Genomic DNA, 13,707 nt, shown 5'->3' with positions numbered 1-13,707 from the left:
CTATTCACCGACAACAGGGGATAACTCGGATGCTGCGAGACGAAAACGAATCCGTCGAGCTGGCCGGCTCAACCGTCTTTAAGGACGAGCGGAAGCAGGCTTACCTCAATCCCGATGGAGCGGACCGGCCTCTCATCAGTCCTGTGCCGGCCACGACACTCGACCGGGCGCGCCGCTACCGCCTGGAGCGGCTGCGCATGAAGATGCTCGAATGGGATTGCGGCGCCCTGCTGCTCTACGATCCCGTCAACATCCGCTACGCCTTCGACTCGTCGAATATGAGCATCTGGACGATGCACAATCCGTCGCGCTACGCGCTGATCCTGGCCGACGGCCCGGCTATTATTTTCGAATTCGAAGGCGCCGAACACGTCAATGACGGGCTGCCCGGCATCGACGAGATCCGGCCGTCGAAATCCTGGATCTTCTTCACCGCAGGCAACCTCGTGGAACCCCGCCTGAAGGCCTGGGCGGACGAGATCACCGACATCGTCAAGGGGAATGGCGCCAACAGACGCATCGCCGTCGACAGGCTCGAACCATCAGGCGCCTTCGAACTCACGGAACGCGGGTTTACCCTCCTCGACGGCCAGGAGCTGGCCGAACGGGCGCGGTCGATCAAAAGCGCTGAAGAAATCGAGCTGATGCGCTGGACGATCCGCGTCTGCGAAGCGGGAATGGCGCGGATGTACGAAGTGTCAGAGCCGGGCCGCACCGAGCGGGAAATCTGGGCCGAGCTGCACTTCGAAAATGCGCGCAGCGGCGGCGAATGGCTAGAAACCAAACTACTGACCGCAGGCCCCCGAACCAATCCCTGGTATCAGGAATGTTCGGACTACGTCATCAAGCGCGGCGAGATGATCTCCTTCGACACCGATATGATCGGCCCCTACGGCTATTGCGCCGACCTCTCGCGCTCGTGGACATCAGGCCATGTGGCGATGAACGCCAAGCAGAAGGAGCTTTACGCGGCAGCCAAGGACCAAATCGAGCACAATCTTTCCATCATCAGGCCGGGCATGACCTTCCGGGAGTTCAACGAACGGTCCTGGCGGATCCCGGAAAAATACCGGCCCTATCGCTATACGCTGGCCCTGCACGGCACCGGCATGGCCGATGAATGGCCGGGCGTGATGCTGCATCCGGATTTCGATCCCGATTTCAGCGGCATCATCGAGGAGAACATGGTGCTCAACGTCGAAAGCCTGATCGCCGAAGTCGGATCGGAAAGCATCAAACTGGAGACCCAGGCCCTGATCACATCAAAGGGCGCGGAGCGGCTGGACACCTTTCCGTGGGAAGAGACCTGAAGTGCGTTCAGTGAGCTCTCAAAGCCGCCGCGCGATGCTGTGATGGGGTCTGCCCAAAGGTCCGCTTGAAGGTTCGTGTGAACTGGGAGGCATTTTCGAAGCCGACGTCGAGCGCGATCTCGATAAGCGGCGCCTTCGACTGGACCAGGATCGATTTTGCCCGCTCCATGCGAACCCGATTATAGGCCTTGGCGGGAGACATTCCCGTCTTGTCGATGAAAATTCTCTCCAACTGCCGCCGTGACAGCCCAACCATCCCGGCAAGCTTCTGGATCGATATGCTGCCGTCGACGAACTGTTCCATCGTAATCATCGCCGCCTTGACGCGGGCGTCGTCATAGTCGTCATACAGCGGGCGGCGGGGCTGGATGTCCGCCGGCGCCCGGGCCTTCTCGATCTGAAGCACCTCAAGCGCATTTCGCTCGGCATCCCGGCTGATATATTTCCTGACCAGCAACGCGGCCATGTCGGCCGAACTGCTGCCGCCGGCGCAGGATCCGCGCTGGCGATCGAGATTGAAGAGCCGGTCGGATCGAACGCCGAGGTCGGGAAACCGCTCGCGAAACTCCTTGTAATGCAGCCAGCTCACGCAGGACTCGTGCCGCTTCATCAGGCCAGCGGCCGCAAGAATGAACGAGCCCGTGCAAACGCCGATCAGCGGGACCTTCTTGGCATCCGCCTGCCTGAGAAAGTTGATGGTCTGCTGGTCGACAGGGTTCTCCACAGTCAGAAGTCCGCCGACGACCACGATGTAATCGAATTTCAACGGATCGACGAAATCGGAGGTCGGGGCAACCTGAACTCCGCAGCTCGAGGTGATCAGATGCCGCGTGCTGCCGATCACCTGCCAATCTGCAAGCACCCTCCCGGAGCGATCCTGCTCGTCGCTGGCAAGCCGCAGCGTATCAATGAAGAGTGCGAAGGCCGACAGCGTAAATGACCGCGACAGCACGAATCCCACTTTAAGCCGAGCACCGGGTTTCGCGGCGCCGTCTCCCTGCCGATGCTGCTCCGGTCGCATAGTCATCTCCTTGCCGCCTCTCAAAACTCGGAAAATGCGCTCATCGAATTTGAAATCCGTGTGCCAGTGGATCACGCTCGTCAACAAAAATGGTGTTGTGGCCGATGACCCGCGCCCAGCCGCCAATGCTTGGAAGGATGCCGCGATAAGGTCCGACCCTCGCCTCGGCTTCGACCCGGCCCTCGAAAATGGTTCCGATCAGGCTTTCATGACGGTATCTCGACCCGACATCGAGCCGCCCCTTGGCGTGGAGCTGCGCCATGCGCGCCGAAGTGCCGGTGCCGCCCGGCGACCGATCGATGGCCTTGTCGCCATAAAAGACCGCGCAGCGTCCGTCCGAAACGTCGTTCACCGGACGGTCGCACCAGATCGCATGATGTACGCCGCGGATTCTGGCATCGTCGGGATGAACGGGATCGCAGACATCGGCAAGCGCTGATCTGAGCTTCTGGCTGCAGCCGACGATGTCGGAGGCGCTCATGCCGTCGAGCCCGCTCCAATTCTCTTGCGGCTCGACGACCGCATAATAATTGCCGCCATAGGAGATATCGACGCGCAGACGGCCCATACCAGGCACATCGACCTCGACATCCGCCTCATGGAGATAGCTCGCTACATTGTGGAGACGAACGGAATCGACATAGCCGCCCTTCTCCTCATAGGTCACATCAACCCTGCCCGCTGCCGTTTCGATGGCGACCCTGCCGGGCTTGCGCGGTCTGACCAGCCCCTCCTCGATCGCAGCGGTCACGGTACCGATCGTGCCGGCGCCGCACATCGGCAGGCAGCCGCTGACCTCGATGAAAAGAACGGCGAAATCGCAGTCCTCTCGATAGGGGGGATAGATGATCGAGCCCGACATGATGTCATGCCCCCTCGGCTCGAACATCAGCGCCCTGCGGACCCAGTCGTGGTCGCGGACGAAGATTTCCCGGCGCTCGCCCATCGGCACGTGCGGAAGCAGCGGACCGCCGCCGGCAACAAGGCGGACGGGGTTGCCGCAGGTATGCGCATCGATGCAGAAGAAGCTGTTTCTCATCCTCGGATCCTCCTCATCTCGCCTTCGGCAGCCTGTCGCGGTCGAGCAGGCCGCGGGACAACCGGTCGAGCAGAACGGCGACCGCGACGATTGCCAGGCCGGCTCTCAGGCCAAGCCCCATCTCCATGCGCGTCAGGCCGCGCGTCACCTCGGCGCCGAGACCGCCTGCGCCGACGAGGCCGGCCAGCACGACCATCGCCAGCGACAGAAGAATGCACTGGTTGAGCCCGACCAGCAGCGTCTGCTTGGCCAGAGGGATTTCGATCTTCCAGAGGATCGAGCGCGGCGGCGCGCCGATCGCGCTGCCGAGTTCGATGAACACCTTCGGCACCTGGTTGAAGGCCAGCGTCGTCAGGCGCAGCATCGGCGGAATGCTGTAGACGATGGTGGCGATAATCGCCGGCACGCGCCCAAGGCTGAAGATCATCACCGCCGGAATGAGATAGACCCAGGGCGGCACGGTCTGCATCACGTCGAGAATTGGCCGAACCACCGCCTCCAGCGTCTTGTGCCGCGAGCACAGGACGCCGATCGGAAAGGCGATGAGCACCGAGATCATCACGGCGACGGTGACCAGCGCAAGGGTCTGCATCGATGCCGTCCACAGCCCGACGAGCAGGCAGAAGCCGAGGCAGAGACCGGCAAGGATCGCGGCGCGCAGGCCGACGGCAAAGAATGCCAGGACGACGACGATCGCGATCAGCGCATAGGGCGGCACGAAGAGCAGTGCTGCCTCGATAGCCGAAAGCACCGTTTCCACCAGATAGCTGATGGCCGCAAACAGCGGGTGAAGATTGGTGTTGAGCCAATCGACTGATGGGGCCAGGAAGGCGCCGGGCGAAAACTGCAAGGTCGAAAGATTCATGCTTTCCTCCCTGTTCCCAAGCGAGCGGCACTCTGGGTGATCCGGTCAATCACCATGGTCAATACCACGATGGCGATCGCTCCATTGATTGAAGTGGCGATGTCGAGTGTCCTGATCGCGCCGTAGATCGTCTCTCCGAGCCCGCCGGAGCCGACGATGCCGGCGATGACCACCATGCCGAAGGCCATCATCAGGCTCTGGTTGATACCCGCCATGATGCTCGGCAGGGCAAAGGGAAGACGGATCTTGAAGAACATCTTTGCCGGCGTCATCCCGAGCGCCTCCCCAAGTTCGATGAATTCCTTGGGGGTCATGCGGATACCGAGCGAGGTCAGGCGGATTGCCGGCGGCACCGCGACGATCACGGTTGCGATCAGCGCAGTTGCCGGCCCGTAGCCGAGCAGGGCGATCGCCGGCAGCAGGTAGATATAAGGCGGAAGCGTCTGGATCAGATCGAGGCCCGGCTCCATGAAGTGATCGAGGGCGGTGAAGAAGCCGGCGGCGATGCCGATCGGGATGCCGATCGCCAAGGCGATCACAGTCGCGGTCAGAACCAGAGCCAGCGTGCTCATCGTCTCCGGCCAGAGCCCCATCCAAAAACAAAGCGCCAGCGCGATGCCGCTCAAGAGGGCGAACCAGACATTGACCAGCCGCCAGCCGATAAGCGCCACGACCAGGGCGATCAGATAGAAGGGCGGAAGCTGCAAGAGCCAGAGGATGCCGTCATAAAGCCCTTCAAGAACCTGTCTGATATAGTCGAAGAGGGACTCCCCGTTGTCGCTCACCCATTCGAGCGCCGAGTCGGTCCATTCGTCGAAAACATCGGTGAAGGCTGAACTATCCATGTCAATCACCTCCAGTTGGGGTCACGCCGCCGTGAGATCGGGGGCAGACGTACCCTTGACGCCCATCAGCAGGCTGCGCGGCGTGACCACGCCGACGACCCGATCATTGTCGACGACGGCGATGGCGTCGCGCTCCGACTGCATCGTCAAAGAGATGAGCTCGTCGATATCCGCGTCCGGCGTCGTGCGCGCCAGCGACGCAATGTCGAAGTTCGGCGCGCTTTGCTGGAATTCGGTGACGCTGCGCATGACGGAATGCGCCTTGATCAGGTGAAGGCGGGAGATGCCCGCGACGAATTCGGCGACATAGGCGTCCGCCGGGTTAAGGATGATTTCCTCGGCCGTGCCGGTCTGGATGATGACGCCGTCCTTCATGATCGCGATGCGGTCGCCGATGCGGATCGCCTCGTCGAGATCATGAGTGATGAAGACGGCGGATTTGCCGAGCGCTTTGGTCAGCTGGCGGAATTCATCCTGAAGCTGGCGCCGGATCAGCGGGTCGAGCGCGCTGAACGGCTCGTCCATCAGAATGATCTCGGGGTCGGAGGCGAGCGCACGGGCAAGCCCGACGCGTTGCTGCATGCCGCCGGAAAGCTCGTTGGGATAGCGGCTCAGCCAGTCGGCGAGGCCGACCTTCTCGAGCGCGGCAGAAGCAGTCTTGTTTCGCTCCGCCTTCGCAATACCCTGGACTTCGAGGCCGAAGGCCGCATTTTCGAGCACCGTCCGGTGCGGCAGCAGCGCGACGCTCTGGAACACCATGCCGATGTTCTTGGCACGCATCTGCCTGAGATCAGCCGGCGACAGGCTGGCAAGGTCGCGTCCCTTGACGAGGACCTTACCGGAGCTCGGTGTGATCAGCTTATTGAGAAGGCGGATGAGCGTCGATTTTCCGCTTCCCGACAGCCCCATGATGCAGAAGATTTCGCCGCGCCGGACCTCGATGCTTGCATCGGAGACGCCGACGACGCAGTTGAATTCCTTGAGGACCTCATTCTTGCCGAGGCCGCGTTCCTTGATCGATTTCATCGCGGCAGCTGACTTGCTTCCGAAGACCTTCCAGAGGGATTGGCAGTCGATCAGGACATCTTTGGCTTCGATATTGACAGCTTTCATAGCGATCCCCTTTGAGCCAATGGCGCTGGCTTCTTTATTCCGTTCCAAGATGGCCGCCCGACGTGTCGGGCGGCCACGAGATGCTTACTTCTTCTTGATGTTTTCCCAGCGCTTGATCAGGTCGGCATGGCCGCCGATCCAATCCTGCACGGCCTGATCCATAGTCTTGCCGTCCTTGACTTCACCGTTGATGGTGGTGATGTCGGCGATCGGCACGTAGACGCTGGCCATGACTTCGCGGGCGTGCGGGTATTCTTCGGAGAAGCCCTTATGGCCGATCCAGTAATAGCTCTGCGGCGGCGGGAAGACGCCCTTCGGATCCTTCAGGTACTTGACCTCGTACTTTTGGACCATCCATGACGGCTCCCAGATCGTGACCGCGATCCACTCCTTGCGATCGTAGGCGGATTTCAGCGCCGCCGTCATCGCGGCCGTGCTGCCTTCGACGAGCTGGAGCTTGAGGCCGTAATCCTTGACCGCATTCGACGTATCGCGCATCAGGCCGGCGCCCGGTTCGATGCCGATGATCTTGCCGCCAAACTTGTCGGCGTTTTCATTGAGCTGTTCGAGCGAGTCGATCGGAACGTATTTCGGAACGGCGACACCCTGATAGAGGCCGTGCGAAACCGGCGAAATCTTTTCGAGACGGTTCTTGTTCTTGTCCCAATAGTCTTGGGCGACGTAGTCGGTCTGCGAGGTGAGAGCCTGGATATCGCCCTTGGCGAGAGCGGCATAGGCGATGCCCCATTCGGAGAACTCGGTGACCTTCACGGTGTAGCCGGCGTCTTCCAGAACCTTCTTGGTAATGCCGGTGATGGGCGTAAGGTCTTCCCACGACATCGTGCCGAGATTGATCGTCTTTTCCTCAGCGCGGGCCGGAAGGACGCTCATCCCGATTACTGCAGCGGCGCAAAGCGCCTTCCACAAAATCTTCATTGTTCTTACTCCTGGTTTTCGTTCCCATTCTCATCGAAGTCTGCAGGCGGCAGTCTTCATATTGCGCGGCCGAGGGATCATCCCTCGCGGCCTGCCCGCAATTCCTGAAAGCGGATGACCGAATTGACGCCAAGCCACGCGATGGGCTCGGGCGGCAACCTGGTCGGTTCCGGCTGATTGCTGTATCGGTCGAGTTCGGGGCTGCGGGCGCCGGTCGCGAGATCCGCGGCCATCATGCCCGCAAGCGTGCTCTTGACGGTGCCGAGGCCATTCTCGCAGCAGGCCGAAAAAAGCCCGTCTTCGACCTCGCCGAACGCCGGCACATGATTTCTGCTGAGGCAGAGCGCACCTGCCCAGCTATATTCCAGCGGCAGGCTTTCCAGCCCAGGAAAACGAGCGTCGAACGACCGTCGCTGCTCGGCGGCGATGCCGGCGACGCGCTTTTCCGACACTTTGAGGCTCGGGTCGTAAGTGAACCTCGTCCTGACGACGATCCTCGAAAGCCCGTCCTTGGTGATCTTGCGCACCGTCGCGCCCATCGGGTCGGCCGGCAGCAACGCCCAGCGATCCACACCGGTGACATCGCCTGCGAATTCGTTCTGCGAAAAGGCTGAGGTCATCGACGCATAGGTAAAGATATGCATCAGCCGTCCACGGAAATGGCCGAAGCTTTGAATATGACCGTTCACACCGAGAATGACCTTGGGCGCCGAAACGGAGCCGCGGGCGGTCTTCGCCTTCCAGGTCCAGCCTTCGCGCGAAAGCTCCAGCACCGGCGAGTGCTCGTGGATGGCAACCTTCGAATGGAGCCCGCGCGCGAGGCCCCTGATATAATCGGCAGGCTGGATCATCACCGCGCCCGGCGTGTAAAGGCCGCCGCGATAATAGTGCGAGCCGGTCATCTCCCGCATCTGATCGGCATCGAGAACGCGATGCTCCTCGCCGATCTTCTCAAGCGACTTCTTGTAATTGTCGTTGAGACCCATTCCCCGGTCGGAGGCTGCGGCATTCACCTTGCCAGAGGGATCGAATGTATCCCTGGACAGGCCGTATTCGGCCGCGGCATCGGCTGCGAAAGAGATCGCTAGACGGTTCTGCCGGATCTCGTCCTTGGTCGCTTCCTCGTCGGCCACCGAATACTCGCCCGAGGACAGATTGTGCGGCACGTCGATCATGAAGCCGGAATTCCTTCCGGCCGGGCCCTTAGCGAGTTCGCGGGCCTCGAGGACGACGATCTTGTCCTGAGGCCGCGACTGTGAGAGGCGGCGAGCCGCCGACAGACCGGCAAAGCCGCCGCCGATGATCAGCCAGTCGGCGGTAATGTCGTGTTCAAGCGCCGTTACGGGAAAGGCGCGTTCGCTGGTTGCCTCCCATCCCGAAACGCCGGTGTCAGTCGGCAGGTGCTTGATCACATGGCGGCTCATCGGATCGTCTCGTCGACCGACCGTTCGGAGATGTCGATCCAGATGGTCTTGAGCTCGCAGTAATTGTCGTGGGCGAAGACCGACTTGTCGCGGCCGCCGAAACCGGACTCCTTGTAGCCGCCGAAGGGGGTCGAGGCATCGCCCTCGCCGAAGCAATTGACGGTGACGAGGCCGGCGCGGATGTCGCGGGAGAGCCGGATCGCGTTGCGCAGACTGCCGGTATAGACGGATGCCGTGAGGCCGTAATTGGTGTCGTTGGCCAAAGCGGTCGCCTCGGCGAGCGTGTTGAATGTCGTAACCGACAGGATCGGGCCGAAGATCTCCTCCTGGAACAGGCGGCTAGCTGGTGTTACGCCCTCGACCAACGTCGGCTCGATGAAGATGCCCTTATAGGTTTCGCCGCCCTGGGTGACGGACAGCTTCTCCGTCTTGGCGTCGTCGAGGAAGGATTTCACCTTCTCGAAATGCGACTTGCTGACGAGCGCGCCGATGCGGTTTTCGGGATCGAGCGGGTCGCCGGTCTTCCATTCGCGCATATAGGCGCCGATGCGCTTCATCAGTTCATCCTTGATCTTGGAATGAACGATGAGACGCGACGTGGCCGAGCAATTCTCGCCCATGTTCCAGAAAGCGCCGTTGACGACCTGCTCGGCGACGAGATCGAGGTCTTCGGCATCGTCGAGAACGACGGCGGGATTCTTGCCGCCGCATTCGAGCACGACCTTCTTGAGGTTCGAGTCCGCGGCGTAACGCAGGAAGCGACGGCCGGTCGGCGTCGATCCGGTGAAGGCCACCATGTCGACATCATTATGCAGGCCGATCGGTTCGCCGACTTCCCGGCCGGAGCCGGTGACGACGTTGAACACGCCGGCCGGAATACCCGCTTCATGGGCAAGCTCGGCGACGCGCAGCGTGGTGAGCGTCGTTTCCTGCGCCGGCTTGACGATGACCGAGCAGCCGGCGGCAAGCGCCGGGCCGATCTTCCAGGCCAGCATCAGCAGCGGGAAGTTCCACGGCAAAACACAGCCAACGACGCCGATCGGCTCGCGCACCACCATGGCCAACGCATTGGCGCCGACATTGTTGGTGTTGTCGTAGATTTTGTCGATGAGCTCGGCATGCCAGCGGATCGTATGAATGGTATCGGGAACATCGACCGTCTGGCATTCGCGCACCGGCTTGCCGCTGTCGAGGCTTTCCAGGACGGCGAGCTCGTGTCTGTTCCGCTCCAGGAGCTTGGCGAGCTTCAGCAGCACTTCCTTGCGCTCGCCCGGCGAGCGCAGCCGCCAGCGTCCGTCGTCGAACGCGTCCTTCGCCTTCTGCACCGCGAAGTCGACGTCGCTGGAATCGCAGGCTGCGATTTCGGCAAGGATCTCACCTGTCGCAGGGTTCGTGGTGGTGAAAGTCTTGCCGGAATTTGCCGGACGAAATGCGCCGTCAATGAAGGCGTTCGTCGGAAACTGCAGTTCGGCGGCGATCGCCTTATATTCTGCGGCGGTCAAGGGTTCATGCATGATTGGCTCCCGACGTGATCTGGGCGACCGTGCGCTTCAACGTGGAAACGACGGTCTCAAGGGTTCTTTTCTCTTCGGAGTTCAGTCCGCGCAGCGGCGCCCGCACCGGGCCGGCTTTGAGGCCGATGATCTCGCAGCCGTGCTTGATCGATTGGACGAATTTGCCGCATTCGAGGAAATCCATCAGCGGCAGCATCGCGCTCATGATCGCGCGGCCCTTGTCGAAGTTCTTCTCGAGGACGCAGGCCTCGTAGAGAGCGACATGCTCGCGCGGCAGGAAATTGGAGCCGGCGCAGACCCAGCTTTTCGCGCCCCAGGCGAAGAATTCGAGCGCCTGGTCATCCCAGCCGCAGGACAGGGCAATATGCGGAAACTTCCGGGCGAGCCGGTGAAGATTGCCCATGTCGCCGGAGCTTTCCTTGATGGCGATCACGTTCTTCGACTTGCCGACGCGGGAGAAATACTCCTCGCCCATCACCACACCCATACGGGCAGGATAGTTGTAGAGCATGATCGGCAGATTGGCGGCGCGATCGACCGTCAGCGCATGGACCGCATTCTCGCGTTCGGTCGGCAGGGCGTATGGCGGCGACGACACCAGGATCGCATCCGCGCCGATTTCTTTCGCCGCCTTGGCATATTCGACCGAATCTTCGGTGCGCGTGGCGCCGGTGCCGATGATCAGCGGTAGCCGCGTGCCGATAACGTCCTTCGCATAGGCCGCGAGTTCGTGACGTTCCTGGCCGCTCTGGGCGTAGTATTCGCCCGTCGAGCCGCCGACGATGATGCCGTGGACGCCCGCCTCGATCAGCGACTCGAGCACGGCGGCAAATCCGGCCCGGTCGATCTGTCCGTTCTTATCGAGCGGCGTCACTGCCGGCGTATAGATCCCCTCAAATTTCACGACGACTTCTCCAATAATTGCGTGGCTGGACCGCCCACGAAGGCATCAGCCTTGAGGCCTTGCGGGGCGATGAACATCTCCATGTTCTCGCGAGACAATTCCCAGTGTTCGAAAACGAGATCGACGACGGCATCCTCGTCGTGAGCGCCGAGCGCCACGATGAAGCCGTCATGATGGTCGACGGCCAATTGCAGCCGCCGCCGCATATCCTCGTTTCTCGGCCGGAAAAACGTATGACCGATGCGCGCATGGTCGATGAGCAACCGGCCGAGGCTCGGCTGCATGTAGACGTTGCCCGACATCTCGCCGAAGATCTCATGAAAGCGATTGTTCTCGAGAACCATCGCCATGGCATCCATGCTCTGGCTGGCGGCGCGGAACCGCTCCTGCGTCTGCTTCAGGTCCGACAGCTGGGCGGGCTTGAAGTTCTGGACGGCAAGACGGCCGATCGCCGCATAGATCATCGGCGCAACGAGAAAGAAATTCCGAAGCGTGGAGTGGTTCATCGGGATGACCCGCGCACCCCTGTTCTCACGAATGTCGATATAGCCCTCGCCGGCAAGGCGGCGGAATATGTCGCGCACCGGTGTCCGGGAAAGCCCGTATTTTTCACTCAAACTGGCCTCGTCCAGATCGGCGTCCGGGTCCAGTTCCATCGTCAGAATCTGGCGTTTCAGGTCCTCGTAGAGATTGCTCTTCGGTGTCTTCGCCATCGTCGATCTCCGGCCATTCGTTGCTCTACGCCCTGAAGATGGCACGCCTTTTTAACGGAGTCAAACGATTGTGTACTTTGCGTACACAATTATTATTCGGAGGGTACACAATCCTACAGGCCGGTCCGACGGCCTCTCGAAGCGCATGATCCCTGCGTGGAGAGAAAACGGTTTAGGGGTAGAAAATTGGCGCCACTAATCGAGATGACAGAGATCAAGTGAGAACAGCTCCGCGGCGGTAGCCACCGCGGAGCTTCTTGCCAAACGGGTTATCGTATAATAGGGCGCGAGAGTTCTCTGCGGCCGGGCATCGGAAGCCCGGGCGCCGGCAAACCGGCGGCGCGCGGCCATCTGGGATTATCTCTCGATAGCGGCGGCATGTCGGGGGCGCCGGGGTCGGCGCCCCCGATGAAATCACGAGGCCAGAACGCCGTTCTTCTTGGCGGTCCAGGTGGCGATATAGTCCATCAGGCCGGGGTTGAGGCAATCATACGGCTCGATACCGGATGCCTTCAACTGCGCTCTGACGGCGTCCATCTTCGAAGGATCGAAGCCACTTTCGATGATCGACGAGACGAAGGCCGCAAAGCCGGGCTTTGCCCAGCCGGTTTCTTGGAAGCGTTCGGGATGGACGAACGACAATCCCTGGAACGGATGTTCACGCTCGACCGGCCCATACATATGCACGCCGCATTCCTTGCAGGCATGCCGCTGGATCAGGGCAGCAGGATCGACGACGGCGAGCTTGTCGCCGTTCTCCAGCACTTCGACGTTTTCGGTCGGCGCGACCGCCACGACCGAAAAGGCCGCACCCTCGGGCTTCCAGCACTTCGTACAGCCGCAGGCGTGATTGTGGGCGATATCGCCCTTGATCCTGACCTTCACGGGATTACTGGTGCATTTGCACACCAGCGTCCCGCCTGAAAAGGCAGCGTCAGTCGCTCGAAAGCCTGAATCCACTGCCGGATGAATGGCTATGCTGCTCATTGCTTTTCTCCCTTCCTCCCTGGCCGTTTGCGTTATGCCCGGCCGAGCTCTGCAATCAATTCGCCAGCCTCTGCGCGTGCCAGCGCAGATGCCCCTCCATGAATGTCGAAATGAAAAAGTAGGAGTGGCCGTAGCCTTCCTGCATGCGAAGCCTGAGCGGAATGCCCGCCGCCTCGCAGGCTTGCCTGAGTTCATCGGGACGCAAGCCGTCCTCCAGGAAGCTGTCCGCCGTCCCCTGGTCGACGAAGAGTTCCGGGAACCGGTGCCCGTCTTCGATCAACGAGAAAGCGTCATAAGCCCGCCAGGTCTTTTCATCGGGCCCAAGATATTTCCGCAATGCCGGTTTCGACCAGCCGGACACCGAGGGATGGCTGATCGGCGCAAAGGCCGAGCAGCTGCGGAAGCGGTCCGGGTTCTTGAGCGCGATGGTGATTGCGCCATGTCCGCCCATTGAGTGGCCGAATATCCCCTGGCGGTCCATATCGACGGGAAATTCTGCGGCAAGGAGGCGCGGCAGCTCGTCGGTGATGTAGCTGTACATGCGATAATTCGCCGAAAACGGCGGCTCGGTGGCGTCAACGTAAAAGCCGGCGCCCTTGCCGAACTGCCAATTGTCCGATTCATCCGGAACGTGGTCACCGCGGGGACTGGTATCCGGGCAGACGACGATCAGTCCGAGCTCGGCCGCAAGCCGCCGATATTCGCCCTTGTCCATGACATTGGCATGCGTGCAGGTCAGGCCGGACAGATACCACAGCACCGGGCAATTGCCCTTGGCCGCCTGCGGCGGCACGTATACCGCAAAGGTCATGTCGCAGTCGCAGGCCTCGGAGCGACTGACATAGACCCCTTGAGTGCCGCCATGAGATTTCTCGGTCGAGATGGTTTTCATGGCTCAGTAGACCACCACGCCGCGAATGCTTTCGCCCTTGTGCATCATCTCGAAGCCCTTGTTGATGTCGTCGAGCGGCATGGTGTGGGTGATCATCGGGTCGATCTGGATCTTGCCCTGCATGTACCAGTCGACGATCTTCGG

13 protein-coding genes and 1 pseudogene are annotated in these 13,707 nt (G+C 61.2%); 1 reads left to right on the top strand and 13 read right to left on the bottom strand.

Translation table 11 applies throughout. The annotated features are described in order from the left end of the window. Positions 1-29: 29 nt before the first annotated feature. Positions 30-1,310, top strand: a complete 1,281-nt coding sequence (locus tag FHX03_RS33240; RefSeq protein ID WP_131711819.1) for a M24 family metallopeptidase — start codon at positions 30-32, stop codon at positions 1,308-1,310. Between the two features lie 7 nt (positions 1,311-1,317). Here the strand turns inward: FHX03_RS33240 and FHX03_RS33235 are convergent, their stop codons facing one another. The 13 genes and pseudogenes from FHX03_RS33235 to FHX03_RS33175 all read right to left on the bottom strand — a co-directional run. Continuing rightward, on the bottom strand, positions 1,318-2,331 hold the full coding sequence (locus tag FHX03_RS33235) for a GlxA family transcriptional regulator (protein WP_097629755.1): 1,014 nt from the start codon (positions 2,329-2,331) through the stop codon (positions 1,318-1,320). 40 nt (positions 2,332-2,371) lie between these two features. After that, positions 2,372-3,370 (bottom strand): 4-hydroxyproline epimerase, encoded by a 999-nt coding sequence (locus FHX03_RS33230; RefSeq protein ID WP_131711818.1) that lies wholly within the window; start codon positions 3,368-3,370, stop codon positions 2,372-2,374. Positions 3,371-3,383: 13 nt separating this feature from the next. Then, positions 3,384-4,235, bottom strand: coding sequence for an ABC transporter permease (locus FHX03_RS33225; RefSeq protein WP_183857458.1), 852 nt, complete (start codon positions 4,233-4,235; stop codon positions 3,384-3,386). After that, positions 4,232-5,080 carry an ABC transporter permease gene (locus FHX03_RS33220; protein WP_183857456.1) on the bottom strand — a complete coding sequence of 283 codons (849 nt, stop codon included), beginning with the start codon at positions 5,078-5,080 and terminating at the stop codon, positions 4,232-4,234. Before FHX03_RS33220 ends, FHX03_RS33225 begins: the two co-directional genes overlap by 4 nt. A 21-nt stretch (positions 5,081-5,101) precedes the next feature. Next, positions 5,102-6,193 (bottom strand): glycine betaine/L-proline ABC transporter ATP-binding protein, encoded by a 1,092-nt coding sequence (locus FHX03_RS33215; RefSeq protein WP_097629751.1) that lies wholly within the window; start codon positions 6,191-6,193, stop codon positions 5,102-5,104. 84 nt (positions 6,194-6,277) lie between these two features. Beyond that, positions 6,278-7,129, bottom strand: coding sequence for a glycine betaine ABC transporter substrate-binding protein (locus FHX03_RS33210; RefSeq protein ID WP_097629750.1), 852 nt, complete (start codon positions 7,127-7,129; stop codon positions 6,278-6,280). 77 nt (positions 7,130-7,206) lie between these two features. Continuing rightward, positions 7,207-8,553: an NAD(P)/FAD-dependent oxidoreductase gene (locus tag FHX03_RS33205; RefSeq protein WP_183857454.1), complete on the bottom strand. Its 1,347-nt coding sequence runs from the start codon at positions 8,551-8,553 to the stop codon at positions 7,207-7,209. Beyond that, positions 8,550-10,067 (bottom strand): aldehyde dehydrogenase, encoded by a 1,518-nt coding sequence (locus tag FHX03_RS33200; RefSeq protein WP_183857452.1) that lies wholly within the window; start codon positions 10,065-10,067, stop codon positions 8,550-8,552. Before FHX03_RS33200 ends, FHX03_RS33205 begins: the two co-directional genes overlap by 4 nt. After that, positions 10,060-10,971 (bottom strand): dihydrodipicolinate synthase family protein, encoded by a 912-nt coding sequence (locus tag FHX03_RS33195; RefSeq protein ID WP_131711814.1) that lies wholly within the window; start codon positions 10,969-10,971, stop codon positions 10,060-10,062. The genes FHX03_RS33200 and FHX03_RS33195 overlap by 8 nt, the downstream gene beginning before the upstream one ends. Next, on the bottom strand, positions 10,968-11,684 hold the full coding sequence (locus FHX03_RS33190) for a GntR family transcriptional regulator (protein ID WP_131711813.1): 717 nt from the start codon (positions 11,682-11,684) through the stop codon (positions 10,968-10,970). The genes FHX03_RS33195 and FHX03_RS33190 overlap by 4 nt, the downstream gene beginning before the upstream one ends. Before the next feature lie 414 nt (positions 11,685-12,098). Further along, the gene (gfa, locus tag FHX03_RS33185; RefSeq protein ID WP_131711812.1) at positions 12,099-12,671 is read right to left on the bottom strand and encodes an S-(hydroxymethyl)glutathione synthase; all 573 of its coding nucleotides are present in this window, start codon (positions 12,669-12,671) and stop codon (positions 12,099-12,101) included. A gap of 55 nt (positions 12,672-12,726) precedes the next feature. Continuing rightward, positions 12,727-13,563 (bottom strand): S-formylglutathione hydrolase, encoded by an 837-nt coding sequence (gene fghA / locus FHX03_RS33180; RefSeq protein WP_097629744.1) that lies wholly within the window; start codon positions 13,561-13,563, stop codon positions 12,727-12,729. A gap of 3 nt (positions 13,564-13,566) precedes the next feature. Then, a pseudogene (locus FHX03_RS33175) lies at positions 13,567-13,707 on the bottom strand (S-(hydroxymethyl)glutathione dehydrogenase); the annotation flags it as partial.

The sequence above is a fragment of the Rhizobium sp. BK456 genome, from assembly GCF_014194045.1.
Classification (GTDB): domain Bacteria; phylum Pseudomonadota; class Alphaproteobacteria; order Rhizobiales; family Rhizobiaceae; genus Rhizobium; species Rhizobium redzepovicii.
The sequence above is the reverse complement of the archived record's forward strand: the minus strand, read 5'-3'. Positions and strand labels throughout refer to the sequence as shown.

Excerpts from the sequence above, each read along its gene's own strand:
- FHX03_RS33190 (WP_131711813.1), bottom strand. The coding sequence starts at position 11,684 with ATGGCGAAGACACCGAAGAGCAATCTCTACGAGGACCTGAAACGCCAG.
- FHX03_RS33230 (WP_131711818.1), bottom strand. The coding sequence starts at position 3,370 with ATGAGAAACAGCTTCTTCTGCATCGATGCGCATACCTGCGGCAACCCC.
- fghA (WP_097629744.1), bottom strand. The coding sequence starts at position 13,563 with ATGAAAACCATCTCGACCGAGAAATCTCATGGCGGCACTCAAGGGGTC.
- FHX03_RS33200 (WP_183857452.1), bottom strand. The coding sequence starts at position 10,067 with ATGCATGAACCCTTGACCGCCGCAGAATATAAGGCGATCGCCGCCGAA.
- FHX03_RS33220 (WP_183857456.1), bottom strand. The coding sequence starts at position 5,080 with ATGGATAGTTCAGCCTTCACCGATGTTTTCGACGAATGGACCGACTCG.
- FHX03_RS33210 (WP_097629750.1), bottom strand. The coding sequence starts at position 7,129 with ATGAAGATTTTGTGGAAGGCGCTTTGCGCCGCTGCAGTAATCGGGATG.
- FHX03_RS33225 (WP_183857458.1), bottom strand. The coding sequence starts at position 4,235 with ATGAATCTTTCGACCTTGCAGTTTTCGCCCGGCGCCTTCCTGGCCCCA.
- FHX03_RS33205 (WP_183857454.1), bottom strand. The coding sequence starts at position 8,553 with ATGAGCCGCCATGTGATCAAGCACCTGCCGACTGACACCGGCGTTTCG.
- gfa (WP_131711812.1), bottom strand. The coding sequence starts at position 12,671 with ATGAGCAGCATAGCCATTCATCCGGCAGTGGATTCAGGCTTTCGAGCG.
- FHX03_RS33215 (WP_097629751.1), bottom strand. The coding sequence starts at position 6,193 with ATGAAAGCTGTCAATATCGAAGCCAAAGATGTCCTGATCGACTGCCAA.
- FHX03_RS33235 (WP_097629755.1), bottom strand. The coding sequence starts at position 2,331 with ATGCGACCGGAGCAGCATCGGCAGGGAGACGGCGCCGCGAAACCCGGT.
- FHX03_RS33240 (WP_131711819.1), top strand. The coding sequence starts at position 30 with ATGCTGCGAGACGAAAACGAATCCGTCGAGCTGGCCGGCTCAACCGTC.